Origin of the sequence: Wolbachia endosymbiont (group B) of Scrobipalpa ocellatella (genome assembly GCF_964188425.1) — a bacterium.
Classification (GTDB): domain Bacteria; phylum Pseudomonadota; class Alphaproteobacteria; order Rickettsiales; family Anaplasmataceae; genus Wolbachia.
On the sequence record NZ_OZ077190.1, the window covers coordinates 815,253 to 841,114 of the forward strand.

General features: G+C 33.4%; 25 protein-coding genes, 2 tRNA genes and 3 pseudogenes. 12 read left to right on the forward strand and 18 right to left on the reverse strand.

The window, feature by feature from the left end:
• The first annotated feature begins 129 nt into the window (after positions 1-129).
• Positions 130-203, forward strand: a tRNA-Arg gene (locus AB3210_RS03725).
• A gap of 77 nt (positions 204-280) precedes the next feature.
• Here AB3210_RS03725 and AB3210_RS03730 read toward each other — a convergent pair.
• A complete protein-coding gene (locus AB3210_RS03730; protein ID WP_052264987.1) occupies positions 281-1,624 on the reverse strand; it encodes an ankyrin repeat domain-containing protein in 1,344 nt (447 codons plus the stop codon).
• Positions 1,625-1,738: 114 nt separating this feature from the next.
• Between AB3210_RS03730 and glpX the strand changes: the two genes are divergently transcribed.
• From glpX to AB3210_RS03745, 3 genes are all read left to right on the forward strand, one after another.
• Positions 1,739-2,662 carry a class II fructose-bisphosphatase gene (gene glpX, locus AB3210_RS03735; protein WP_007302771.1) on the forward strand — a complete coding sequence of 308 codons (924 nt, stop codon included), beginning with the start codon at positions 1,739-1,741 and terminating at the stop codon, positions 2,660-2,662.
• Positions 2,663-2,805: 143 nt separating this feature from the next.
• The gene (locus tag AB3210_RS03740; protein WP_230609114.1) at positions 2,806-3,879 is read left to right on the forward strand and encodes a hypothetical protein; all 1,074 of its coding nucleotides are present in this window, start codon (positions 2,806-2,808) and stop codon (positions 3,877-3,879) included.
• Positions 3,876-4,262 carry a hypothetical protein gene (locus AB3210_RS03745; protein ID WP_230609115.1) on the forward strand — a complete coding sequence of 129 codons (387 nt, stop codon included), beginning with the start codon at positions 3,876-3,878 and terminating at the stop codon, positions 4,260-4,262. Before AB3210_RS03740 ends, AB3210_RS03745 begins: the two co-directional genes overlap by 4 nt.
• A gap of 5 nt (positions 4,263-4,267) precedes the next feature.
• Here the strand turns inward: AB3210_RS03745 and ychF are convergent, their stop codons facing one another.
• A complete protein-coding gene (gene ychF / locus AB3210_RS03750; RefSeq protein ID WP_010406370.1) occupies positions 4,268-5,362 on the reverse strand; it encodes a redox-regulated ATPase YchF in 1,095 nt (364 codons plus the stop codon).
• Positions 5,363-5,480: 118 nt separating this feature from the next.
• Here ychF and AB3210_RS03755 point away from each other — a divergent pair, with 118 nt between their 5' ends.
• Entirely contained in the window at positions 5,481-6,662 is a 1,182-nt protein-coding gene (locus AB3210_RS03755) for a hypothetical protein (RefSeq protein ID WP_010406367.1), read from the forward strand.
• Positions 6,663-7,057: 395 nt separating this feature from the next.
• Here the strand turns inward: AB3210_RS03755 and AB3210_RS03760 are convergent, their stop codons facing one another.
• The 6 genes and pseudogenes from AB3210_RS03760 to odhB form a co-directional block, all read right to left on the reverse strand.
• Positions 7,058-7,834 carry an enoyl-ACP reductase gene (locus AB3210_RS03760; protein WP_007302843.1) on the reverse strand — a complete coding sequence of 259 codons (777 nt, stop codon included), beginning with the start codon at positions 7,832-7,834 and terminating at the stop codon, positions 7,058-7,060.
• A 122-nt stretch (positions 7,835-7,956) separates the two neighbouring features.
• Positions 7,957-9,369, reverse strand: coding sequence for an IS4-like element ISWosp2 family transposase (locus tag AB3210_RS03765; RefSeq protein ID WP_214303148.1), 1,413 nt, complete (start codon positions 9,367-9,369; stop codon positions 7,957-7,959).
• Between the two features lie 392 nt (positions 9,370-9,761).
• Positions 9,762-10,607, reverse strand: a complete 846-nt coding sequence (locus AB3210_RS03770) for a hypothetical protein (protein WP_052264817.1) — start codon at positions 10,605-10,607, stop codon at positions 9,762-9,764.
• A 107-nt stretch (positions 10,608-10,714) separates the two neighbouring features.
• A pseudogene (gene tnpA / locus AB3210_RS03775) lies at positions 10,715-11,133 on the reverse strand (IS200/IS605 family transposase).
• Between the two features lie 294 nt (positions 11,134-11,427).
• A complete protein-coding gene (locus AB3210_RS03780) occupies positions 11,428-11,610 on the reverse strand; it encodes a hypothetical protein (RefSeq protein WP_052264981.1) in 183 nt (60 codons plus the stop codon).
• Positions 11,611-11,657: 47 nt separating this feature from the next.
• A complete protein-coding gene (odhB, locus tag AB3210_RS03785; protein ID WP_007302840.1) occupies positions 11,658-12,830 on the reverse strand; it encodes a 2-oxoglutarate dehydrogenase complex dihydrolipoyllysine-residue succinyltransferase in 1,173 nt (390 codons plus the stop codon).
• 143 nt (positions 12,831-12,973) lie between these two features.
• Here odhB and AB3210_RS03790 point away from each other — a divergent pair, with 143 nt between their 5' ends.
• The 3 genes from AB3210_RS03790 (at position 12,974) to AB3210_RS03800 (ending at position 15,779) form a co-directional block, all read left to right on the forward strand.
• The gene (locus tag AB3210_RS03790; protein ID WP_007302839.1) at positions 12,974-14,191 is read left to right on the forward strand and encodes a hypothetical protein; all 1,218 of its coding nucleotides are present in this window, start codon (positions 12,974-12,976) and stop codon (positions 14,189-14,191) included.
• 276 nt (positions 14,192-14,467) lie between these two features.
• Complete coding sequence (uppS, locus tag AB3210_RS03795) at positions 14,468-15,163, forward strand: polyprenyl diphosphate synthase (protein WP_007302838.1); 696 nt, start codon at positions 14,468-14,470, stop codon at positions 15,161-15,163.
• The gene (locus AB3210_RS03800; protein WP_052264980.1) at positions 15,153-15,779 is read left to right on the forward strand and encodes a phosphatidate cytidylyltransferase; all 627 of its coding nucleotides are present in this window, start codon (positions 15,153-15,155) and stop codon (positions 15,777-15,779) included. The genes uppS and AB3210_RS03800 overlap by 11 nt, the downstream gene beginning before the upstream one ends.
• 15 nt (positions 15,780-15,794) lie before the next feature.
• Here AB3210_RS03800 and AB3210_RS03805 read toward each other — a convergent pair whose 3' ends face one another.
• On the reverse strand, positions 15,795-16,004 hold the full coding sequence (locus AB3210_RS03805) for a zinc-finger domain-containing protein (protein WP_007302836.1): 210 nt from the start codon (positions 16,002-16,004) through the stop codon (positions 15,795-15,797).
• A gap of 71 nt (positions 16,005-16,075) precedes the next feature.
• A complete protein-coding gene (coaD, locus tag AB3210_RS03810) occupies positions 16,076-16,582 on the reverse strand; it encodes a pantetheine-phosphate adenylyltransferase (protein WP_007302835.1) in 507 nt (168 codons plus the stop codon).
• A gap of 74 nt (positions 16,583-16,656) precedes the next feature.
• Here coaD and AB3210_RS03815 point away from each other — a divergent pair.
• A tRNA-Phe gene (locus AB3210_RS03815) sits at positions 16,657-16,729 on the forward strand.
• A 60-nt stretch (positions 16,730-16,789) separates the two neighbouring features.
• Positions 16,790-17,728: a hypothetical protein gene (locus tag AB3210_RS03820; protein WP_052264979.1), complete on the forward strand. Its 939-nt coding sequence runs from the start codon at positions 16,790-16,792 to the stop codon at positions 17,726-17,728.
• A gap of 122 nt (positions 17,729-17,850) precedes the next feature.
• Here AB3210_RS03820 and AB3210_RS03825 read toward each other — a convergent pair whose 3' ends face one another.
• The 4 genes from AB3210_RS03825 to ubiH form a co-directional block, all read right to left on the reverse strand.
• Positions 17,851-18,207 carry a transposase gene (locus AB3210_RS03825; RefSeq protein WP_007301972.1) on the reverse strand — a complete coding sequence of 119 codons (357 nt, stop codon included), beginning with the start codon at positions 18,205-18,207 and terminating at the stop codon, positions 17,851-17,853.
• Positions 18,167-18,349, reverse strand: coding sequence for a hypothetical protein (locus AB3210_RS03830; protein ID WP_038227351.1), 183 nt, complete (start codon positions 18,347-18,349; stop codon positions 18,167-18,169). Before AB3210_RS03830 ends, AB3210_RS03825 begins: the two co-directional genes overlap by 41 nt.
• Positions 18,315-18,791 carry a transposase gene (locus tag AB3210_RS03835; protein ID WP_019236989.1) on the reverse strand — a complete coding sequence of 159 codons (477 nt, stop codon included), beginning with the start codon at positions 18,789-18,791 and terminating at the stop codon, positions 18,315-18,317. Before AB3210_RS03835 ends, AB3210_RS03830 begins: the two co-directional genes overlap by 35 nt.
• A 250-nt stretch (positions 18,792-19,041) precedes the next feature.
• Positions 19,042-20,199, reverse strand: coding sequence for a 2-octaprenyl-6-methoxyphenyl hydroxylase (gene ubiH / locus AB3210_RS03840; RefSeq protein ID WP_052264691.1), 1,158 nt, complete (start codon positions 20,197-20,199; stop codon positions 19,042-19,044).
• A gap of 161 nt (positions 20,200-20,360) precedes the next feature.
• Between ubiH and AB3210_RS03845 the strand changes: the two genes are divergently transcribed.
• On the forward strand, positions 20,361-20,996 hold the full coding sequence (locus tag AB3210_RS03845; protein WP_052264692.1) for a hypothetical protein: 636 nt from the start codon (positions 20,361-20,363) through the stop codon (positions 20,994-20,996).
• Between the two features lie 225 nt (positions 20,997-21,221).
• Here the strand turns inward: AB3210_RS03845 and AB3210_RS03850 are convergent, their stop codons facing one another.
• Positions 21,222-21,890, reverse strand: coding sequence for a septal ring lytic transglycosylase RlpA family protein (locus AB3210_RS03850; RefSeq protein WP_012481726.1), 669 nt, complete (start codon positions 21,888-21,890; stop codon positions 21,222-21,224).
• 26 nt (positions 21,891-21,916) lie between these two features.
• Between AB3210_RS03850 and AB3210_RS03855 the strand changes: the two are divergent.
• Positions 21,917-22,745 (forward strand): annotated as a pseudogene (locus AB3210_RS03855) (Mur ligase domain-containing protein); the annotation flags it as partial.
• A 440-nt stretch (positions 22,746-23,185) separates the two neighbouring features.
• Here the strand turns inward: AB3210_RS03855 and AB3210_RS03860 are convergent.
• From AB3210_RS03860 to AB3210_RS03870, 3 genes and pseudogenes are all read right to left on the reverse strand, one after another.
• Entirely contained in the window at positions 23,186-23,440 is a 255-nt protein-coding gene (locus AB3210_RS03860; RefSeq protein WP_265013661.1) for a hypothetical protein, read from the reverse strand.
• 88 nt (positions 23,441-23,528) lie between these two features.
• Positions 23,529-24,941: an IS4-like element ISWosp2 family transposase gene (locus AB3210_RS03865; RefSeq protein ID WP_214303148.1), complete on the reverse strand. Its 1,413-nt coding sequence runs from the start codon at positions 24,939-24,941 to the stop codon at positions 23,529-23,531.
• A gap of 80 nt (positions 24,942-25,021) precedes the next feature.
• Positions 25,022-25,855 (reverse strand): annotated as a pseudogene (locus tag AB3210_RS03870) (MFS transporter); the annotation flags it as partial.
• Positions 25,856-25,862 lie beyond the last annotated feature (7 nt).

Sequence of the window (25,862 nt, forward strand, 5' to 3'; positions counted from 1 at the left end):
TTATTAAATATAACAGTATTACATTCAAGAAATACAGAAATATTTTTTATTATTGTGAATTAATTGTACAGGGTACCTAGAAAAATGCGAGACTTTTTGCTATAATTTTGCATAAATAGCAGAAGACATGGGACTATAGCTCAGTAGGATAGAGCGTTGGATTCCTAATCCGAAGGCCGTGCGTTCGAATCGCACTAGTCCCACTTAATTTTAATAAAGTAGGAGAAACTAACACAGGTTTACAACACCGTTCTAGGAGTTAGAGTCCCAGTTTCTCAACTTACAGCGTTTGCATGCTTGGGTTTATATGCTCAACCTTATTTTCTTCCATTGCTCTATAACTTGGCAGTGTAGAATTTTTTACATGTAATCCAGTTACTATTACAACTAAAATAGCTAGGACACTGCAAACTAATGCACCAGCTAAAGATGGAACCATCACAGCAGCAGCAACAAACAATCCTGCAATAACAACTCCAACAACATCACTCCTTAATGAGGCGTAAAAACTCTCCTTACTTTTTTTGTATTTAGTTTCTTTTTCATGTGGTGGAGAAAATTGAGCCTCTACAAAGCCGTTAGCTTTCTTATCATTATTTGGTGTGACAGTTGGGCCAGTCCTTGTTGATACAGGTGCTTCATTTTTGTTATTATTACCATTAGTACTAACAGGGAGCACTGTTGCTACAGATCTATTACCAATATTTCCATTACTGCTGCAAGGTTTTGCTCTATTTTCTTTTACATTGGGTGTTTCTGGTGTAATAAAGTTTAAAAGTACCTGAGTAATTTCTTCTTGTGTATTATTTTGTGTATTATTCACAGCACACTCTAAAGCTGCTTGTCTGCTTTCAGCATTTACATAACCTAAAAATGCTTTAACTTCTTGAACATTACCTTGGATAATAGCAAGACGCAGAGCGTTAAATTTTTCTTCTTCATTAAATTTACCACTATCCAAGAGTATCTTTATAACATCAGCTTGTTTATTTATTGCAGCTGTACCCAACACAGTTTTGGAAGCAGTATCTTTAAAATCGATTCCGATGTTTAAATTTGTGAGTAACTCAACAATCTTTAGGAATATAATGCGATCGTCGATAATACCAGGTCCTTCTGAACGGACAGCATAATAAAGCAAAGTCCAACCATCTTGGTTTGTTATTTTTATATCTATTTTCTCTTTTTCAAGCTCATTACAAAACTCCTCAGCAGTTATATTAGGGTTGCTAGCTACAATTTTCTTTATCTTGTTGTATGAAGTAGAAAATTGATCATCTTCATTTTTGTTGCTAAGTTCTGCTCTACTCTCCTCCACATCAGGTATGTTTTGCTCCTCTTCTTCCTTCTCATTTACCGCTTCAGCTATTTGTTCTTGCTCAGGAAGCTTGAATCCGTTTTTAAGGAAAAATTCTTTAATACTTAGGTTGTCATTTTCATCTGCAAGTTTTAGAAGTAAATCTCCTAATGAATGGCCTCCTTCACATTTATCTTGAAAATTAATTTCTTTCCAACTTCCTTCCTTTGTTAGATCTTCAAGACTAGCAATCCCTTTATTATCAAATTTTAAAATTGCAGCTATTTTGCAATAAAACTTCTTAACATCACCATCACTATATACCATAATTAAACCCACTACTATAATGCTTATGTTATACTAACTTTCCCACAATCAGTCAAGGAATCTTGCAGTCTCAAATGGCATGATATATATTGATTTATAATTCTCGAGTAAATGATGGAAGATTTAGCCTATAAGTTAGTGAAAGTAACCGAAGCTGCAGCACTTGCTGCATATAAATTGGCAGGCCTTGGTAATGAAAAAAAGGCCGATCAGGTTGCAGTTGATGCAATGCGTACGGTGCTAAACTCAATGGAAATAAATGGTACAATTGTGATTGGGGAAGGGGAGAGGGACGAAGCACCGATGCTATATATCGGAGAAAAAGTTGGCACAGGAAGTGGCCCTGAGATTGACATCGCTGTTGATCCACTTGAAGGCACTACGATTTGCGCTCATTATAAACAAGGGGCAATGTCTGTTCTTGCTGCAACAAAAAAAGGTAATTTTTTACATGCACCTGATGTTTATATGGAAAAGATAGCAGTGGGAAAAAATCTCCCAGAGGGTGTAGTCTCACTAAAAAATAGGATTGAGAAGAATCTGGACAATTTAGCCAAGGCAAAAGGATGTAAAGCAAGTGATCTTATAGTAACTGTACTTAAACGTGAAAGACATGATGAATTAATAGCAAAAATTAGGAAGCTAGGAGCAAAAGTGAAATTAATAGATGATGGTGATGTTGCAGCCATAGTTTCGCTAATAAATGGCAATCACGATATGTATATCGGCACAGGAGGAGCTCCAGAAGGAGTGCTTGCAGCAGCAGCGCTAAGCTCAATCGGTGGGCAGATAGAAGGAAGATTAATATTTGACACGGATCAATTAAAAGAAAGAGCAAAAAATTTGAATATCACTGACCCAGAAAAAATCTACACCGTGAAAGACATGGCAAGAAGTGAATCAGTGTTCATTGCAACTGGAGTAACAAATGGAGAGTTTGTGGATGGAGTAAAGTTTGGCCAAGATATTTGTCTGACTAATTCATTAATAATATTGCCTGGTAAAGTAATAAAAATACAAACAAAATCAATATCTTAAACATTTGTCATATGCTGATTATAAAATTTTTATAGAAGGAAGATACTTATAATTGTCTTAAAAAAATGAATTTACATATTAATTTTAGCTTTACAACATTTGGCATTAAGTTATAGTTAAATAGTAATACTAAGAGGTGCTTAATGTTTAGTTCACTAACTAATTTTTTTACTAATACGTCTAAAAAGAAAAGTTCTCAATCTGAAGAAAATAATCATTCTTTCTCTAACAGCACAGAAAGTTTATTAGTCCAATCTACTAAAAAAAATCTTCAACTTGATGATCAAAGTAGAACTGACGTGTCTCCTCAAACAAATCTTCAATTTAGTGAGGATGATGTAAAAAACGTGCTCCAAGACTTCGAAAAATTGGATTTTAAGAACAGTAATGAGTGTTTTAACGAAATAGCAGAAGATTATGAAAGGAGGAAAAAAAGTGACCTTTTTAACTACGTAATATTGAATAAGCGAAAATACATAACAGATATATTAGATCAGAGGCTTGCCCACAAAGATCAAGAAAATTTTAGGAAGAAATTTAGTGAATATCTTCTTAAAATAAATGAGAAAATGAATTATGGGAAAGAATTTCAAAATAAACTTCAATTTTTTGAAGATAGGGTAGAAGAAGTATTATCAGATTTTAGAAAATTGAATTTTGGCCTTAAGGATAATTTGTGTAAAGATGATAAGGATAACGTAAATTATAATAAAGGCTGGCCTGCAGATCCATTTGACAAAATAGCGAATTATTATCGATGGAATAAGAACATTTTCCTTTTTAATTATGTAGTATTAAGTAAGCAAAAAGAAATAATAAGTATATTGAATGAAAAGTCTATTCCTGAAGACAAGCGAAAGAATTTTAAAAAGAGGTTGGGTAGATATCTTCTTCGAGTTGAAGAAGGGATGAGTAACGGACAGGAATTTCTCAAAACTGATAGTGCAGTTGCCTTTTTTGATGGATGTTATGTGCCATGCGCATATGCAAAACGTTCTCTTAATCATTATGATCATCTTAGTATTAATATTTCTAAGCCTGGGTATAGCTTAGAAATCAGCCGTCTTTTCACTGACAAAATTGAAGGGATGGAAAGAAATAAAAATGAGGTAAAGATAGTAGAAATATACAGTAACGATAAAAGAATAGCAACGGTTGAGAAGAATGATAATGGAAAAGAAATTACCGCTTTGCAAAAGATGCAACATGCGATATGAAAATTAGGTGGAGTGCAGAAGATGAGAAAGGTAATTCTGTTAACTGCTTTATTAGTTTAAATGTAAATCCTAGTGAAATTGAGATTGGTCAGGCAACTATTAATGGTAAAGATGTTGAACTAGACGAAATTTTGAAATTAGCTGAGCAAAGCGAAGATGTGCTTATAGAAGGTAAAGCTTTACATGAATTTTTAGAAGGATATCTGGAGCAAGATGTACAATCACAGGAAGAGATAATAAAGAGATGTGATGAAACTCCTGGAACTAAACTTGATAATCTGGAGATAGGGCAGTTCTCTTTCTCTCCTTTATCTGAAGAGGAGATAGAGGAAGAAGAGAGAAGAGAATATAAAAATTCACGGGCTGCATCAGGAAGGTGCTAGACTAATTAGACATTAAATCTAAAGTGCATTATATCGCCATCTTGCACGATATAATCTCTGCCTTCGAAGCGAATTTTCCCTGCATCTTTGCAAGCTAATTCGCTTCCATATTTTATATAGTCTTCAAAGCTTATGGTTTCTGCTTTTATAAAGCCCTTTTCAAAATCAGTGTGAATTACACCTGCTGCTTTGTCAGCTGTTGATCCTATCTTTATTGGCCATGCACGTGCTTCTTTGGGGCCCACAGTAAAAAAAGTTATCATACTTAGCACTTCATACATAATACGTGCTACTCCATCAAGTCCTGATTCTTGTAAGCCAAATTCTGATAAAAAATTCTGTTTTTCCTCTTCACTATCAAGATTTGCAATATCTGCTTCAAGTTTCGCTGAAATACAATAAAATTTGCTTTTATTTTCTTCCGCCATTTTTTCCACCCTTTTAGATAGTTCATTACCAGTTATGATATTCGTATCTTCAACATTGCATACATACATAACAGGCTTTGTTGTTAGCAATTGAAGCAACTTCATCTCATCTTCATCGATATTCTCCAAGCTTCTTGCCGGTTTACCTAATTTTAAAGTAGCTAATACCTCTTGCATTAATTCAAGTTGTCTCTTTAGCTCTTTATCACCTTGCTTTGCTTTCTTTTCCAATTGAGGAAGCCTTTTTTCTATGCTATCAATATCAGCTAGAATTAACTCCATTTCCACTATTTCAGCATCTGATATTGGATCTATTTTACTGTTTACATGGCTGATATCGTCATCCGTAAAGCACCTGAGCAGATGAACAATGGCATCAACTTCTCTGATATGACTCAAAAATTTATTTCCTAGTCCTTCACCCTTGCTCGCACCCTTAACCAAGCCGGCAATATCGACAACTTCCAGTTGATTGTAGATTATTTTCCCTGAGTGAGCAATCGAGGCAATTTGTTTCAAACGCTGATCTCGTATTGGCACTTTGCCAACATTTGGCTCGATTGTGCAAAAAGGATAATTTGCAGCTTCAGCTGCACTTGACTCTGTAAGTGCATTAAATAAAGTTGATTTTCCTATATTTGGTAACCCAACTATACCACAGTTAAAGCTCATATTTGCTATTTAAAGCCTTAATTATTGCATAATTAAAAAATTTTTGCTATACCTAATTAGTTACTTATTAATAAGTTAGTTAATATAATAACATATAGCTTGAATTAAGGTAGAAATTATGGTTGGGCTTAGAAAACGGAAATTACCAAATGGTTTTGACAGTATTGAAAATGCTAAAGGACGCAAGACTTCAGAGAGTAATGTAGAAAAAGAACCTTCTAATAACCAAGTAGTTAAATATGATACTGCAGGTGATGGCAATTGCTTTTTTCATGCAGTGTTTGGTGATAACAGTTCTGGTACATATAAAGCTGAAAGAGCGCAAGATATGAGAATGGAATGGCACAAATTTTTAAGTCGATTTACGTCTTTAGATGATCCAAGTATGCCAGCTCCTTTAAAGGATCAGCTAGAAAAGGTTTTTAATATGTTTTTTAATAAGCCAGGGGATTTAACTGGCAAGTCTGATAAAATAAAGGGTCTGGTTAAGCAAACAAATAGGAAAATTGAAAATGCTGAAGGTAATGTGAAGAGGTTAGTAAGTAGAGCTGTTAGCAAATTTAATATATCGCATAATCAAGCTGTGCTTAATCTAAGTGAATATGCAGAGGCTCTTGATGGCATTGGTGAGAGTGACTATAATGCCGAATATAACAGTGATTTTATTACACGCTCATTTCTTGACAAACCTGAACTCTATCAATCCTATCTAGAAGCAATAGAAAGTAAAAGTTATTTTCCTTTTATTGAAGAAATTCAATTATTAGCTTCTTTAGCCAACATTGAAATTAATGTCCATTGTAAAGTTAGCGGCAGAGAGAAACAACAAAAGTTTGAACCAAATCCTGAAATGATAAACAATGATCAACTAAATCAGATGTTTAATCGTGAGAGTTATAAATTAAATGACGAGTTATGGGGTAGTAAAGAGAGAGAAACAATATATCTTGAAGGAAATCATTACTCTAGGGCTAAAATTGTAACTCAAGAGTTAATAAAACAGCAGCAGGAGCAAGAAGACTTTCTATTAGCAAAACAACTTCAGATAGATGAAATTTTGGAATATTGTGATCTTTCAAAGGATATCTCTGAGAGAGTAGAGATTGAGAGGGAGTTTGATGAGTTATTGGCAAAAAATGCTGATGGAAAAATTGGTGATGTTATAGGGCAGTGCATTAATGATGTACAGCAACGTATAAAATGCCTTGAGGAGCCAGTCTTATCAAGAAGGTGCAGTGTGGAAGAAGCACGTGTAGAAAAAACATTTTATCAACAACAAGTACCACAACCTGTAAGATAAGTCTTCATAGTCTATATACTTCTATAGGGGGGCATTCTATAATAAAAGCCATGCTCATTTTTAACCACTGCTTAATAAGAATAAAGTCTTAGCAAAACAAACACAAGAACAATAGGATTTCTTGCTTGCAAAGCAACTCCAAGATCGGGAGGAAAAAGACTTTTTCCTTGCAAGGCAACTTCAAGAGCAACCCTCACGCACAATCCCTTAACCCAAATGGAGGAAGTAAAAATAGAAGATCAGCAGCAACAAATACTTATAAAATAATAACTCTATGGTTAATGTGCGAGATTTAATTAAAAAATGTTGTCATTCGAGTAGCTGACACTGGGCTCCAATGTCAATTACTCGGATAACAAAAAAACACAGGCTTCACATGCATCTGCAGTACTGTATTAGTCTACTATCTTCATTCCCACAACATTATACCCTGAATCAACATGTAAAATTTCTCCAGTTGTACCACTACTCAGGTCGCTTAATAAGTATAGTGCTGCCTTGCCAACATCTTCTATTGTAACATTGCGTCTAAGTGGAGAATTAATTCTATTCCATTCCGATATGGAGTGAAAGTCACTTATTCCAGAAGATGCCAAAGTTCTGATTGGACCAGCAGAAATTGCATTTACTCTGATGTTCTTTGGCCCAAGATCACATGCTATATATTTTACACTTGCTTCAAGTGCTGCTTTACATAAACCCATCACATTATAATTTGGCATAACTTTTTCAGCACCATAGTAAGATAAAGTAAGTAAACTACCACCATTTAACATCATTTTTTCTGCGCTTTTTGCTAAAGCAGTAAAAGAATAGCACGATATATGCATTGCATTGAGAAAGTTGTTTAGTGAAGTATCGACGTATTTACCATTGAGCTCATTTTTATCAGAATATGCTATTGCATGTACCAAAAAATCAATAGCACCCCACTTTTCCTCTATTTCTTTAAAAGCACTATGTATGATTTCCTCATTTGAAACATCACAATGTAGTGTTAGCTCCACATTTAATTCATTCGCTATTGGTAATAATTTCTCTTTTATTACTTCATTTTGATAAGTGATTGCAAGCTCAGCTCCGTGCTCTGAGAGAGTCTTTGCTATACCATATGCTATTGACCTCTTATTTATTATTCCGGTTATTAACCCTTTTTTACCCTGCAATATCATAGAAATTATTTGCCTTTTTTATAATTTGAAATATTAACTAGGCAAAGTCAATTATGTTTTAACTGTAGCTAACGTATAAAAATTACTTCCGCATATTTCCAACCTCATTATAATTCTTACTATTACCCACAAATATAAAGTTCGTGAGCAAGTCGCCATCCTTCTGCTAGATCAAAGAGACGTCTCCATCCTTTCCAAATAGTAATGGGGCCTGGTTCTAGATCATTTTTTCTAGCCAAATGTCCTCCAAGTTGAGCAATCCATGAAACAGCTTCTTTTATAGTAGGAGTTGCATTTGAACATGGTTTTCTATGTATTTTTACATATAGAACTTTCCATTCTTCTTCGGCTAATAAGGTAGTACACGGTAATGTTGGATCAGTTCTTGCAATTGTTGTAATAAAGAAAATTCTCCAAGCAATAATACTCATTACTGTTAAATATCGCATCAACCTTTCTGCTGTTCCAAGCCTACATTCTTCAACTTTGAGACCAGATTTTAAAATTTTATGTAATATTTCTATTTTCCATCTAAGACAATACCACCTAACTTTTTCAACAGCTTCATCAAAGGTATTGACTGGAAGATTTGTTAAAAGCATCCACTCTAGCGGATTTGTTTCAGAAGGAAAGTCTTTTTCAACAACGTAAACTGCATAGTGTGGTAATTTAAGTAATTCTTCTGTCTTATGCCTAATACTATTCTTAGATGGATGCATAATAAACTTTCCGAATCTAACTTCCAAATGTGCTGTTCTTTTTGGCTTATTATCTTTTGCAGGAACTTCAACTTTTACCGTACCTGCACAATGAGAGGATTTAATAAATTCCCATAACTTCTGCTCACCTTTTTCAGGATATCGAGATTTTCTATTTACTGCCCTATCTTTGGAAGCTCTAACTAACACTGCCGAATTAAGATTATATGCAAGCTCAAAAAACTCATATATATCTGCTTCTCTATCGCATATGGTTATAGTCTCAGTTTGAGTTGAATCAATAATGTTGTTTGTGTTGCTTAAAGTTTCTAACCATTTTATACTCTCTTTATCTTCAATGCGGATACTGTCATTGTTCTTTTTTTTTATGTTTTCAGATTCTTCAGGTCTTGAATAAATTTTTTGATCTAGTATCCCTAGTACCAAACCTTCTATACTAACAGCTAGAGCTGTATGCATTATAATACCTTGACTATGTTTTCTTGTAATAACTCCCAATCCACTTGTTTTTTCATGGTCTGTGTATGAAATATAACTTGTATCTTGGATCACAAAAATTTTTTTATGGGCTTTTGTTCTTTCAACTGTTTTAGCAACGTGTGAAGCTAGAATATCGCCTTCTTTCACGTTCTCATTTTGAAAAAAACGATATGCTGCTTTTGCTTCTGACCAACTTCCACACGCCTGATTGATTGAGCTTTCAGGTAAACTTGTAAAACTATCAGCAATATTTACTAATCGGTCAGTTAACCTTTTATCTCCAAGTACAGCATCTCCAAATTCATTTTCAGCCCATTCATTATTCCTGTTTGCCATTTTTTACCCTCAATGTTTGCAAACTTTAATGTTGTAATACTTTATTTTTATGTCCATTTATATTTGTGGGTAATAGTAAGATTATAATTACAATTAGAGATATTTTAAGAGCTCAAAATCTATCTTTAGTCTGCAGACTTTTTAATCAAATTTATTAAAAAATATATTCTTCAGTGTATATCTGTCGTATATGCACTGCATTTTTTTCTAACTTTTTTTACACAGGAGGATTTTATGTCCAGAATTCCAGATACTTGACCTTTACTTTAAAACCAACTGGCGCCTATGGTTTTTATAAAAAGATTACAGGAAATAAAAATACTCTAGAGAACATGAAATAAGGATACTGAAATATAAGCTGCCTATATTTGCAAGCAGCTCATAAAGTCTTCTTATTTACTTACTCCTTGGGCAGAAGAAAGTTGTTTTGATATAGTCACACTTTCCATACTTGTTGAAGGATTCTGTGAAACTTTTACTATTTCAGAACCTTCTTTACGTAAGTAGGATAGTGCATCATACAAGGACTTCACTTCGTATTGTTTTCCTACTTTTACTTCTTTATGTGCAGCTATTTGCTCCCAAGTGATATCATTGCTTTCAATAAGCTTGATAGAACCGTCATCACTAATATTAATTTTCATTTTACATTCTTTTTCTTCATCGTACCAATTCAAAGTCATGTTATATGAGCCATTAGCTACTTCATAAATTCTTACTCCATGCTCATCAACTCGTCCACGCATTCCTCTTTTTTCATCTCCAGGTAGCAACAATGTAACCGCCGTTATCCTATTGCTTTCAAAAAAATCATTAGTTAAAATATTACTAATGTTTATTTTTCCTTTATTATCATTCAGCACAGTTCTTGCAGTCAACATAGTTCTAATTGGACTTCTCACTCTAAGCTGTACAGATTCTACATCACTGTTTTCTATGTGTTGAGCAATTTCTTGCTTAGTTTCATCAATAATCTTGCCTTTTAGATATTTACCGTGATTTTCATTTTCTGAATTATAAGGAGAGCTATCAGCAAGAATTCGCCTTTTTGACTCTTCATCATCACAATCTAAATATTCAATTTTGCGGTCATGCTTGGTACCTAAAAATGGATGATCATCTGCTCTCACCCTATTATTCGGAGGAAAATTGAAAGTCCTATTCGGTTTATCACTCGATACTGATTCAGATATACCTTGAACAGCTTCAAAACTTTTTTTAAAAGAATTAGTTAACATTATATACCCCCTTATTCTATAAATAGTCTTATCTTAGAATGTTTTTAACATATGTCAATTCAACCACTATGGATTAAAATCCAAAGATTGAGAGAGAGCATAGAATGCTAACTTTCGACTTGAAAGTCACCAAATTTATCTTCTTTTTTAGAGTGATTTTCAATATAATTTTTTATCATTTCGTCAGTTACATTTCCGCTAGTCCTGACAAAGTAGCCTACTGCCCACAACCCAATATCTCTTTTTTAGCTCTGGAAAGTTTTGCTGGATTTTTCTGGAACTTTTTCCTTTTATTAACTGCACTAACTTACTAATACTTAAGTATGGGGGTACAGAAACGTATACGTGTACATGACTTGACGCAACTCTACCTCTGATAATTTCTACTTGATTATTTGCACATACTTCTTGTACAACTTCTTTAGCTTTCTGTCCAATATCTCCAACTAGTACTGGATATCGATATTTTGTTATCCACACTATGTGATATATATACAGAGTGACTGCTTTTTCTATAATATTCCACATTCTTTCAGATTTTTCACCTTAAAATTATATTCTTAAAAGGATGGACTTCAAGTCCAGGGTTTTTCTCCCAAATTTGGGACAATAAAAATTTGATATATTTGACATAAAAGCGTTTTAAATAATAAGAGCAAAATGGACAAATCTATTTCGTGAGTAACCAAAAACCGTTTTGTATTCATTCAGATAAGGAAAAATAGCAGATAGTGTCATGCAAGTAGCTGACACCCTTTTGGTGGACCACACACACAACTTTACAAACATTGCAATATGGCACATAGTAAATGATGTTATTCTATAACGCAAGACCTATACTCACCCAACCTAATGCATTACTTGCAATTTGGATCCCAGTGTCAGCTACTTGGATAACACCAAATGGGCTACTCGCATTTTTTAGGCCTAAATCACAATGCTCGTACTGACCATTTTTCGTATAAGTTACCCTTATAAACAAATGTTTGTACAGCTGTAACACCCACCTTAAAAACTTCAGAAAAACTTACTTGTCTTTTTTTAATCTGTTTAAATTTCCAAAACCAATCTATTTGGATCTTCTATGTAATTTTTGATTTTAACAAGGAAAGTAACTGCTCCTTTGCCATCAACTATTCTGTGGTCGTAAGAGAGGGAAATGTACATCATAGGTCTGATTTCAATTGAGCTACTCACAGCAACTGGCCTATTTTGTATTGAGTGCATGCCAAGTATTCCAGATTGCGGAGGGTTTATTATCGGAGTAGAAAGAAGTGAACCATATACACCACCGTTTGAGATAGTAAATGTTGCACCTTCCATTTCCGATACTTGCAGCTTACCTTCTCGTGCTTTTTTGCCAAGAGCAACTAAAGTTAGTTCAATTTCAGCAAATGACATTTGATCAGCATCACGAATAACTGGTACAACAAGACCTTTATCAGTGCCAACAGCAACACCTATGTCATAGTAATTTTTATATACAATTTCATCACCTGAAATCTCAGCGTTAATCTCACGAATTTCTTTTAGTGCTTGCACTGCTGCCTTTATAAAAAACGACATGAAACCCAGTTTTATTCCATATTTCTTTTCAAAAGTTTCTTTATACTTTGCCCTCAGATCCATGACGTTTTTCATGTCAATTTCATTGAACGTGGTCAGTATTGCAGCAGTATTTTGCGATGCTTTCAAACGAGCAGCTATTACTTGCCTTATTTTGCTCATTTTCACTCGCTCTTCTCTTCTCTCTCCACTTACTACACTTTTTGGCGATTCATATTGTTTTACCGAAGGTTGTTCAGCTTTACTCATATGGTCTATCACATCCGCTTTAGTTATTCTACCTCCCATGCCAGTTCCTTTTACATTTTCTGCACTAATTGCATTTTCTTCCATAATTTTACGAGCTGAAGGGGCATCTTTTTTATCAGGGCCTTCGCCTTTATCTTCTTTTTTCACTTCTTCTTCTACTTCTCCTGCAGCAAGTTTTGCCAGTAATTGATCAGGGCTAATTATATCATCTTCTTTCACAAAAAATTCAGTTATTTGTCCTGAAGCTTCTGCAGTTAGTTCTAGCGCCGTTTTATCAGTTTCAATTTCAAAGATCAAGTCATCTACTTTTACTGCTTCGCCGATATTTTTCTTTATTTTTACTATACCTTCCGTAACTGATTCACCACCAAGAGTTTTTGGCGCTCTGATTTCTATAATTTTGCTCATAAAATAACTTCTATATAAAACTTTCTATAAATTTATACATGAAAAGAAACATAAATAAACTAATAAATTCATTAGGCCTTATGCTTGATTCTTTCCTCCTAATACATGCAAAATTAAAATACTAAGTAAATTGAAATAAGATTATGGATTTTGATAAGGCAGGCAATGCAGAAGACTTATATAACGAAAAACTTCAACTGATATGTAAGACTTATAACAGAGAATTACTATCAAATCAAAGAGTTGTTGATGGCATCAATTCAATGGATTACAGTAAGCTTAAAATCTTATGCAAGTATCATAATAAGTTTAGTCACAAAGGTATTGAAGAATTATTATTAGATGAGAGCATTGTTAATCACATCAACGATTATGATGATGAAATGTTTAGGTCCATGCTAAATAATGCACCTGCGGAGCACAATATTCTAGAAATACTAAAAGGTGGAAAGATTTGCAATATCAACAATGAATTCGAAAGTAGTGATAGTGAGGAGAATGGAGAAAATTATGGATATTATGATTACGAGGAAGATGAAAAAAATGATCCGAATAACTTCGCTAAAGAAGCACTAGGAAATAAAGGAATTAATGAAAAACATGTTGATGATGTTCAGTTTTGCAACGATGCAGATGTGGGAATACCACCAAAAAATCAAAATGATATTAGGAATATCCGTCTTATTCAATGGATGATAGTTGAGAGTGATGGTAAGCTTAGTGAGCAAAATGTTACAGAATTACTAAAAGATCAGAGTTCTATTGATCGAATTAACTCTATTGGTGATAAAAAGCTTCAACTTATACTCAAGAGTAATAAGTTTAGTGGTGAAAATATTATGGAGTTATTAGGAAATCAAAAAGTTGTTGAATACCTCTGTTTTATTGATTATGAAAAATTTGAACTCATTCATAATAGCGATAAGTTTAATAGTAGCAATTATACTAGTAGCAGTTACAAGATTATAAGGTTGCTAGAAAATCAACAAGTTGTTGAGCACATCAATTTTATTGATTATGAAAAACTTAAATTCATACTTTGTAATGATAAGTTTCTCTTTAGCGATATTGTAAGACTACTAAAAAATCAGGAGGTTGTTGAAAATATCATTTCTTTTAACATTAAAAAATTTCGACTCATATTTTATCGTGATAATCTTAACTACGTAGATACAATAGAATTACTAGGAAATCAGAAAGTTGTTAATGGAATCGGTTTTACTCCTTTTGAAGAGTTAAAATCCATGTGTAGTCATTCTAGTCTTAGCGATATTATAAAACTACTAGAAGATAAAAATGGGCCTAGTAATGTCTTAAGTGGGACACGGAAAGAAAAAATGCAAGTCAGTTACATATCATGACATAGCTTAAAAAGTGTTTATATCCAAGGTTTTGCTTTATAAATTTAAGAGGGTGTTAAATAAACCATACGCATCAAATTAAGAAAACACGCTCAATTTAGACCATTTTTGCCATATTTCTTAGTAAAATCACTGGCAGCTGACACCGAGGTTGAGAAAATTTTTGTAATATAGACTATCAATGATTTTTCAGTAATAATATAGTTTTAGGTGGATATAGTGAACGTTTCATACAGAGATATAGACATTAAGCTAATTAGAACAGGTTGAATTCAAATGTTGAATCTAGAATCTCTGCCAAAACATCTAGCAATTATTATGGATGGTAATGGTAGGTGGGCAAACAATCAAGGAAGGGTAAAAATTGATGGCTATAGAAAAGGCAGTGAGGTTGCATTTGATATTGCTAAGCATTGCACAGTCCTGGCCATACCTTACTTAACTTTGTATGCATTTTCCATGGAAAATTGGCTCAGATCTGAAAACGAAACAGACTACCTATTTAATTTATTTTACTACACTTTAACTAATGAAGATAAAATGAAATTCATTTACAATTGTAACATTAAGTTAAATTTTATTGGCAATTTAAGTCTATTGCCCAGTAAAATATTCGATCAAATCAAAAAAGCAGAAGAAGTGACACATAAGAACGATGGTCTATTACTCACTGTTGCAGTTAGTTATGGAGCAAAGCAGGAAATTATACATGCTATCAACAACGTCATAAAAGGAAATATTGATTGCGTATTGGAAGAGGAATTTGAAAAATTTCTGTATACTAAAGATTTGCCAAAATTGGATTTATTAATTCGCACTGGTGGCGAAAAAAGGTTAAGCAATTTTTTATTATGGCAAGCAGCTTATGCTGAATTGTATTTTTGTGATACTTTGTGGCCCGATTTTTCTTGTCAAGATTTGACCAAAGCACTAGAAGATTATACGAAAAGAGAAAAAAAATATGGTAGATAATAACTTTATGGTTAGAATATTGTCCTCAATAGTAATATTACTCATATTTTCTTTTGCTACATATTTCAGTGATTTATCATTTTATCTACTAATTTTTTCAATTGCAGTTTTATCTTCTTTTGAATGGTATAATCTAACTCAGGGCAATAGAATCTTATACATTTTCGCATTACTATTAATCGCACTACCAAATGCCTCGCTAATATGCCTATATAATCTACCACAGGGAAAATATGCATTAGTATGGCTTATCTTAACTATTTGGAGCATCGATATTGCTGCCTATTTTTTCGGCAAAAATTTTGGTAAAACTAGAATTTGTCCAATCATTAGCCCTGGGAAAACTTGGTTAGGACTTTTTGGTGCAGTCTTAGCTGGAATAGTGTGTACAATTTTTGGCTCAATATTTTTGAGTTTATTTCCAATTTTTTATTCTCCAATAATTGGTTTGATAGTTGCTATTCTAGCCCAACTTGGAGATTTCACTGAGTCACTCATCAAAAGAGTTTACAATGTTAAAGATAGTGGAGGTATTATACCAGGCCATGGAGGAGTACTTGACCGTATGGACAGTTTCATCTTTACTGCCCCCTTTATTGCTATTTACATAAGCTAAAAAAATGAAGTACTATTAACCTTTGGTTCTTTCCTTCTTGCTTATTACTTTCACCTCAACAGATTGAAATTCTTCGGCACTCACTATTTCATCCATTGACTTATTACAATAAGGACAATACATTTCTCCTTCTTTGTGTAAGTATACTATTGGATGACCAGAACCATCATCATTTTCATCACCACGGCAGCAAACTATTACATTATTATCCCTCACTTTTAACATGTCTCTCCTTTAGCTTACAATATTTTACACATCTAACATACTCGTTTGGAAATAAAAAAGACAACAAATACTTATTCTCCATTTTCTACCCTATTTAGATTAATCAATTCACTTTGGACACTTTTTGACACAAAGTTGCTAACATCTCCTCCTAATCTCGCTATTTCCTTTACAAAACTTGATGAGATAAATTGAGTATCCTCAGATGCAGGAAGAAATATAGTTTCGATTTCAGGAAAGAGCTTATAATTTACCCAACTCATTTGAAACTCGTAATCAAAATCCGATACTGCTCTCAGTCCTCTAATAATAACAGAAGCATTTTGCTCTTTGGCAAACTTCACTAGCAACCCATTAAAGGATATAATATCTGCATCAATTCCTGCTCCTTTCACTTCATTTTTAGCCATGCTTGTGCGCAGTCTTATGTCAAAATTAGTATGTTTATTAACATTCTCTGCAACACCAATTATCAACTTATCGACTAGCTTACATGCTCTTTTTATTATGTCAAGGTGCCCAAAAGTTATGGGGTCAAATGTACCAGGATAAATTCCTATTTTGTTACTAATGTTCATTCTTTGTTTCTATACTTCAAAAACTTTTGATGGACATGATAACGTTTTTTATCTAAAAATGAAAGTACGTAGTTGGCCTGATAGCTCAGTTGGTAGAGCAAAGGACTGAAAATCCTTGTGTCGCTGGTTCGATTCCTGCTCAGGCCACATTCTTTTTCTTAATGTTCTATAATATATTATAATATTAATATAATTATTTAGGAAATAATGTATAAATGTTACAATAGAATATTTAATATACTATTAATTACATTTCTACTATTAAGTAATATCGCTTATAGTGAAAAAGTAAACAAAGAACCATCTGCTTTGACAGCAGAGAATGCAGTAAATTATAATATAATTGTTGGTTTATTGCAAACAGATGAATCTCAAAATATCTATGAGATATTCAATAATTTTGGGGTTAAAACTATATTCATTGACTACGACAAAATAATTAATCTAAAAGAAATCCAAGAAGAGTTCGCAAAACAAGATGAAATATTGGCAAAAAAGCTGATACTAGATCGAATAAAAGTTGAAGTTGCAAAATTTATCAAAGAGCAAAAGATAAACAGAATATTTATTTCAGATAACTTTCATTCAGCTCTTAACCCTTACCGCCAGCTTGTGAATGAAGCAATTGTAAAAATAGTAGATGACAATCCTACAATTCATTTGCTTGCCATATGCGGTGGTTTACAAGACATTATGCATGCAAAAGAAATTGAAATAACAAATGTTGTTAATGATGAGAAGAATCATTTAAAATCAGCATCCTATCCACAAAAAGAGAATATACCTCTTCAGCAGATAAAAATTGTTCCAGGTAGTAGTTTGGAAAAAGTGGTAGCTAGATTTTTACTACCTAATCAAAATGGCTGGTTTTCAACTTATTTTCCGAATGCTCATTCAGGTACAGTAAGTAATACTACAGAGAATAGAAGAAGGCTAGAGCTACTTGGATATAAAATTGCAGCGTTTGCCAATGAAGGATTAATAGAAGCTATCGAAGATAAGCATAGTAATATTTACTTTCAAAGTCATCTAGAAGCCCTTGTTGTCAAATCAGATAAAAACTCTCGTTTGTCAAGCCAAAAGGTACGTCAGGTTTCAACACTAGTTGCTATAGCGATTATAAATGATTTTCTTCATCGCGTTTAATGCTAAAATAAGGAGAATCATTTAATGTAATGCCAGTACTCTTTCTTCTTGTCATCCCAGTGCTTGACACTGGGATGGCTTTGTTGCACAGCTCTTCGGATAGTGGGTAATGTATAATAAATTCATGAAGCTATATCAAACTTAGCCATGCCTATTTCAGTAAATTTGTTAAGCAAATAACACTTGAGTAGCAGTTCCTTCTCACGATTAATCTCAGATTTATTCCTAAAACTAAATCCAAATATTTGCTTCAGTCGCGAGAAAAAACTTTCTATATAAGATCTCTTCCAATAATTTATCTCTTTTTTCCACCTCTTCATACCATCTTCATCATATGACTTTATGAGCTTGATTGTAGAATTTCTCTCATTCATATAATCCAACTTTGGATGCTCTACTGCATTATTTTGCGGAGGAATCCTTGTCTTTATGTCAAGCTCATCGCACAGTTTGTATAACTTCTTTCGATCTATCTGCATATATCGTGCTTATGTTATACTTGGTATCCACTCTTTCAATAAGATCACAGGCTCCATAGTGGTCGGAATAAACTCCACTACTGTATTTTGCAGCTATAACTTTTTTACTACCTATCTCTAGCATTACATCTTGTTTGCTCATAGCGGCGATACTTTCTATCTGTACCATTTGCCTTACTATGGCCTGGAATATTATTGTAGATGCTGATACCTGTACTATCTATAGCAATTTCAATATCTTCCATATCGTTCTTATCAACTCTGCAGTCGTTGATTTTGATATTAAGCTTTTTAAACCTTCTTGAAGCCTGCGAATAGCTGATAATTTGCAAAATTTTCCCTATTTGCTCAAGATATTTCTCTATAAATCCCACTGTTTGCCTAAGACCAATCCTGAATAGATAGGTTATTATGTGAATTAGAATCACTACTTTGTCGCTGTAGACATTGTTGCCACCTGCTACTTTTGGACTATTTTCGTACCAATTTTCAATGGCATCGTTGATATAATGAAAAACATTTCCCCTTTCTTGAAGAAATTTGTTATATTCATTGCAGTTACTGACTTTCATTCTTATTGGCATATTTTTCCTTTGTCGGCTAAATATCTATTTTATAACAAATTCCATCAGTAACTGCCTGTTCTTTCCTTGAGTGGTGCAACAAAGCCTGCTGGAATCCAGTTTTTCGTTTCATCAAATTTAGCATAACTCAAGTTTGCTTATAAATTTTTCTGGATGCCAGTGTCTGGGCACTGGCATGACATTATGGAATTTGAGCTCCAGTGTCAACTACTCTAATGATACCTGATTATGATGAAAGAAATCTAATGATTTATATAAACCCCATAGCATGTCGAACGAAGCTTTTTTTAAGAAAATCTGAATTTTCAACTACCATTAAACCAAGATTTCTCAGAACTTGAGCGCAAAGTATTCTGTTGGAAAATATTCTATTTAGTCCATCAGTTGCAAGTGCCATAGTAAAATTATCAAAGTATCTGTCATATGAAATTTTCTTCAATAGATAATTACTGCCAACATCAATGCCAGAGGATTTTGCAGCAGTTATTTGTCTAATAACACTCTCTACATCTCTCATTCCAAGGTTAAGTCCTTGACCTGCAACCGGGTGGATTGAATGTGCTGCATCGCCAATCAGCAAAATTCTGCTTTTATGCAGCTTTCTTGCAAAAGAAAAACTCAAAGGATAGAATCTTCTTTCACCCTCTAATTCAATTTCTCCCAAATAAGAACCAAATCTTTTTTTGAGTTCTATGACAAATTCCTCTTCGGATAAGCTCATCAGCATTTTTGAAATTTCGCATTTTTCTGTCAAAACTATTGAAGAAGTATAGCCACCTTTCATTGGCAAAATTGCAAATGGACCACCAGGAAAAAACCGCTCTACAGCTAAGTTTTGGTGATGTAATTCATGTTTTACATTAAATACCATGCTATTTTGTTTATAATCAAATTTTATCATTGGTATAGAAAACAACTCTGGCAACCTAGAGTTTTTACCTTCAGCACAGATAAATAGTGATGATATCAATTTTTGATCATTATCAAGAGTAACTTCCATGTATCCTTCGTCACAAGAGATTGTTTTATAGGAACGTGGAGAATATATATTGAGTTTATGCAAAAAATTTTTATTGATTGCATTCCATATAATAGCGCTCTTGATTACATAGCCCATTGGCTCTTCACCAACCATTTTATGGTCATAATGCACAGTAAATGGACTATCTCCATCTAATATGCATATATCAAGTATTGGTTCAGTTTCGCCTTCTAAGAGCCGCCAAATCCCTAATTTTTCTAGTATTTTTTTTGATCCTTGAGAAATGGCAAATGCTCGATTATCATCAACTGCACGTGGTAAACTATTTTTCTCAATTACGGCTACAGATACAGAGTCATTACTCAGGCCAATAGCAGTAATAAGACCAATTAGCCCACTACCTGAAATGATTACATCGTAATTCATTTTATTAACCTAAAATTATATTATACCCATTTTGAAAATAGTTTAAACGAACTTTGTAGACACTGAACTTCTCATTACTATCTTAGTTATAACCAAAATAGTAATAAAATATTAATTATTTTACACTAAATTAGGTCTAATTTTATTAAAGGAGCTAGATTATGACTACAGATTGCAAAAAAGAATTACTAAATTGCATTAGCAAGTACAGAGAAGAACTTGCAGAAAATAAAGCAGCAATTAGACAAACTTTAACTAGCGATAAAATTAATATAAGCGATTACTTTTATAAGGGTGATAAAATCTGTAACAAAGAGCTGTTTAACATAGGAAGTGAGTGTCAAGATAAAAAATATGGTAGTCGACAAGAATATACGTATGATGAGTGGAAGGAAAAAATTGAAAAACCTCATGCTAAAGATTTGCTAAAGATGTTACAAAATGAAATCAAAGGTAAAATATTAAAAAGTTTTGAAGATTATGAAAAATATCATAAAAATTCTACTGAAGCTATAAAAAGAGAATTAGACATAGATTCAAAATTAAAGGCAATACTCAAAGAAAAGCAACAACCAGAAACTGATGAAACTCGAGCATATTATGACGTTATACGAGGTTTATATGAAAATGGAGACATGCGCTCTCAACTAAAGTGCAATGATCTTGATTGTTTTAATAGAACAATAGAAGATAATCTATCTCAAAAACAATCCGAGCTAGCTGCTATAAAGGATGACTTTTTGGATAATACGCAAAATATTTTTCAACATATTCAAGTTGAAGATAGTATTTTTTAGAGAAATAAGATTATGCTATTTTTTTTAATGAAATTTCTTAAGTGGTAGATTATTTTTTACAGCTACATCTGAGGTAGCTGTCACTACCTGAAATGTAACAAATAAAATACCAATCTTAAATATTGCTATATTTCACGATAGTTTCTCAATTTAACGCACATGCTTTTGGAACATTCTCATTTGTCAAATAGTTTCTGTCATGCTACACAATCTGTAATGCAGGTTTTAACTTACTTTTACGCAATATTGATCATTCTTGAAAAGCAATCTAACATTTTCTATTCCTTGATTACGAAGCTTTGATGCAGCTGATTTAGCTACCTGAGCGTTTACAAAAAATGCTACATATCCCTTACTTTCTGCATTGTTTTGTTTTGGGTGACGTTTCTGCATTTCTTTTTCATATTGCCTTTTGTAATGAGGAGTATTTTGTATCAATTGTTCTGACCTCTTTCTTAAGTACTCGACTTTTACCTTCGCAAGCCCAGACTTATGAAGTCCTAAAACTTGTGCTGCTTTTTCTGACAAGTCTATTATTCTACCTTCAACAAATGGCCCTCTATCATTAACTCTTATAACAAGCTTTCTTCCATTTTCTAAATTAGTAACACGAACAAAGCAGGGTAGGGGCAAGGTCTTATGTGCTGCAGAAATCAAGTGACGATTAAACACTTCACCGTTAGCTGTAATTGTGCCATGATCTTCTATTCCATACCACGATGCTATTCCTACTTCCTCATAACAGCTACAGTATTTTGGGTGGTAGGTGATACCATTTATTGTATAGCTATTGCCAATTTTATAATGACCTGCGGTGTGATTACACCTATTGCTAAAACTACAACTACTCATCAAAACGAATATTAGACATAGAAAGGCTAGTTTTTTTATCATTGTACTTAGTGAAATGGTTCGATACCATGAGGATTTTAAATTATACTATAATAAATTTAGTAATAAGTAAACGTCTACTGCCAAATATGCACAGCACTAAAAAAGAAGTAATACATATAATCGGTATAGGTGGAATTGGAATGAGCGCAATTGCTGAAATTCTTCATAATTCCAGTTATAAAGTTCAAGGCAGTGATACGCGATCAAACGACAATATAGATAGGTTACAAAAATTAGGTATAGAGGTCTATATTGGTCACGATGCAAGTAGTATTAGACAAGCTCAAATAGTTGTACATTCTTCCGCAATAAAACCTGATAATGTGGAGCTAGTTGCAGCAAGAAATAACAATAAAACCGTTTTGCATAGGTCAGACATGCTGGTTAAAATTATGAAAGGTAAATATGTGATAGCAGTTTCAGGTTCAAGTGGCAAGACGACGACGACAGCTATGATTGCTTCCATTTTTGATCATTCTGGTGCTGACGCCACTGTAATTGTTGGAGGAATATTAAATTCCTATCAGAGTAATGCAAAACTTGGCAAAAGTGACATTTTCTTAATTGAGGCTGATGAGTCTGATGGAACTATGTTAAAAATTCCTGCAGATATTGCTGTTGTAACAAGTATTAATGACGACCATATAGACCATTACGGTACATTTAACGACATCAAAAATGCGTTTTCTAGATTTGTAAACAACGCGAATTTTGCTATTTTGCCTGATTCTGCAGACATCAATCATGATGCGAGTAATTCTATAAAGTTTTGGTTTGGAAATGGTAAAATTAGAGCTAGCAACATCAAACAACACAATAATAGCATAGAATTTGACGTGCTGATTAGTATAAACGAAAGTAATCGTATTCCATTGTCCACTACTCGAGTAGTTGAGAGTGGTGGAATAAAAGCAGCTCTTGATTCGTCACTTCAATGCTTGAAACTGGATTCTCGTTTCAATGTTAAACAAGATACTATAGAATTTAAGAGGACAATCCCTAGAAAATCTCTACATTCAAAAAAAGTAAATCGTACTAATGCTATTTGAACAAGCTAGCGTAAAAGTAAGCTAAATTTTTTAAGGTACAAAAATAGCAAGAAACAGTTGTTTGAAAAAAATTGGAATTTGATTGGATTGCTGAAAATTGGCTCTCAAACTTTAGACGCATGAGCAAGATAATACTCTTTAACTAATATAGATTAGGTGATTTGGAAGAGATACATCTAGAGCAGCCAGCAAAGTTACAATACATATTACCGCAATAACTAGAAATGAGAAGGATCTATATGGTGATTATAGATTTTTCCAGACCTTGAAAACAATAAATAGACAGTAAATTAGAACTACTGCAAAAAAAACAAGAATAGCTACACTGGTTGCTTGACCATCGTAAACGTAGCTTGTTAAGCCGATAAAAATAGCCATGATAGAAGCTCTAATAAATGAAATTGCAGAAGAAGTTGTGCCTTTCATTTCAGGGAAAATATTTAATGATGCATTGAAAATGACTGCTTGACAAATTCCACAGCCAATACAAAAAATAACCATAGACAGCGTTACTAAGTAGTAAGCACTGGGCATGATTATACTGAATATTAAAAGTGATAGGGATCCAATAGCAATTACGCCCTTACTATTACCCACAAATATAAAGTTCGTGAGCAAGTCGCCATCCTTCTGCTAGATCAAAGAGACGTCTCCATCCTTTCCAAATAGTAATGGGGCCTGGTTCTAGATCATTTTTTCTAGCCAAATGTCCTCCAAGTTGAGCAATCCATGAAACAGCTTCTTTTATAGTAGGAGTTGCATTTGAACATGGTTTTCTATGTATTTTTACATATAGAACTTTCCATTCTTCTTCGGCTAATAAGGTAGTACACGGTAATGTTGGATCAGTTCTTGCAATTGTTGTAATAAAGAAAATTCTCCAAGCAATAATACTCATTACTGTTAAATATCGCATCAACCTTTCTGCTGTTCCAAGCCTACATTCTTCAACTTTGAGACCAGATTTTAAAATTTTATGTAATATTTCTATTTTCCATCTAAGACAATACCACCTAACTTTTTCAACAGCTTCATCAAAGGTATTGACTGGAAGATTTGTTAAAAGCATCCACTCTAGCGGATTTGTTTCAGAAGGAAAGTCTTTTTCAACAACGTAAACTGCATAGTGTGGTAATTTAAGTAATTCTTCTGTCTTATGCCTAATACTATTCTTAGATGGATGCATAATAAACTTTCCGAATCTAACTTCCAAATGTGCTGTTCTTTTTGGCTTATTATCTTTTGCAGGAACTTCAACTTTTACCGTACCTGCACAATGAGAGGATTTAATAAATTCCCATAACTTCTGCTCACCTTTTTCAGGATATCGAGATTTTCTATTTACTGCCCTATCTTTGGAAGCTCTAACTAACACTGCCGAATTAAGATTATATGCAAGCTCAAAAAACTCATATATATCTGCTTCTCTATCGCATATGGTTATAGTCTCAGTTTGAGTTGAATCAATAATGTTGTTTGTGTTGCTTAAAGTTTCTAACCATTTTATACTCTCTTTATCTTCAATGCGGATACTGTCATTGTTCTTTTTTTTTATGTTTTCAGATTCTTCAGGTCTTGAATAAATTTTTTGATCTAGTATCCCTAGTACCAAACCTTCTATACTAACAGCTAGAGCTGTATGCATTATAATACCTTGACTATGTTTTCTTGTAATAACTCCCAATCCACTTGTTTTTTCATGGTCTGTGTATGAAATATAACTTGTATCTTGGATCACAAAAATTTTTTTATGGGCTTTTGTTCTTTCAACTGTTTTAGCAACGTGTGAAGCTAGAATATCGCCTTCTTTCACGTTCTCATTTTGAAAAAAACGATATGCTGCTTTTGCTTCTGACCAACTTCCACACGCCTGATTGATTGAGCTTTCAGGTAAACTTGTAAAACTATCAGCAATATTTACTAATCGGTCAGTTAACCTTTTATCTCCAAGTACAGCATCTCCAAATTCATTTTCAGCCCATTCATTATTCCTGTTTGCCATTTTTTACCCTCAATGTTTGCAAACTTTAATGTTGTAATACTTTATTTTTATGTCCATTTATATTTGTGGGTAATAGTAAGAATTACGCCTGTACCGGAAATTACACACCAAATTGCTCCAAGTTTCTTTAAGATCTTACTGGAAAACAGGCTAATTAGTGAGAAAGACCCAACCATTGCACCTTGATGTAGCGCATAAATAGTGCTGGATAAACCAAAAGTTTCCATATACAAAAAAGGGCCACAAGTAATGAATGACATATAAGCCGCAGAAAAAAGGCTCTGTGCCAAAGACAACACCATAAATTTTGAACTTGATAATAATTTTTTATAGTCTTTCATCATTTTTTTTAGACTAAAAATATCACGGTCCTTTTTTGTTTCTGGTAACAGAAAAAGCAGCAAAACCCAAGAGATGAAACAAAGTATTGCAACACTTGCATAGTTACCACGCCACCCAACAATTTTGTTGATGAAACTGCCTAATACTGGTGCAATTGCTATGAGAACTGTGATAATAGAATTCATGATTCCAATAAATTTTACTGCTTCGTTGCCTTTATAGCTGTCTGCAATAATTGCAAACACAACTACAGATGTGCTAACACCAATGCCTTGAATAAAGCGAGAGATTAAAAGCCAAGAAACTGACAGCGCAAAAACACAGCCAACAGCACCGATGAGTAGCAAAGTGTTGCCTATGATCATCATCCTTCTTCTGCCATAGCATTCAGACAATGGACCAAAAAATAACCCTCCTATGCAAACGCCTAAAAAATTATAAGCAATAGTTAATTGAATTGTGCCTTCCGGTACGTTAAAATAGAGTACTATATCAGGAAAACTAGGTACAGAAATATCAATTTCAATGAACTTAGCAATTAGAGATAGAATTAATAAAAACGGTAGTAACACTTAAAAT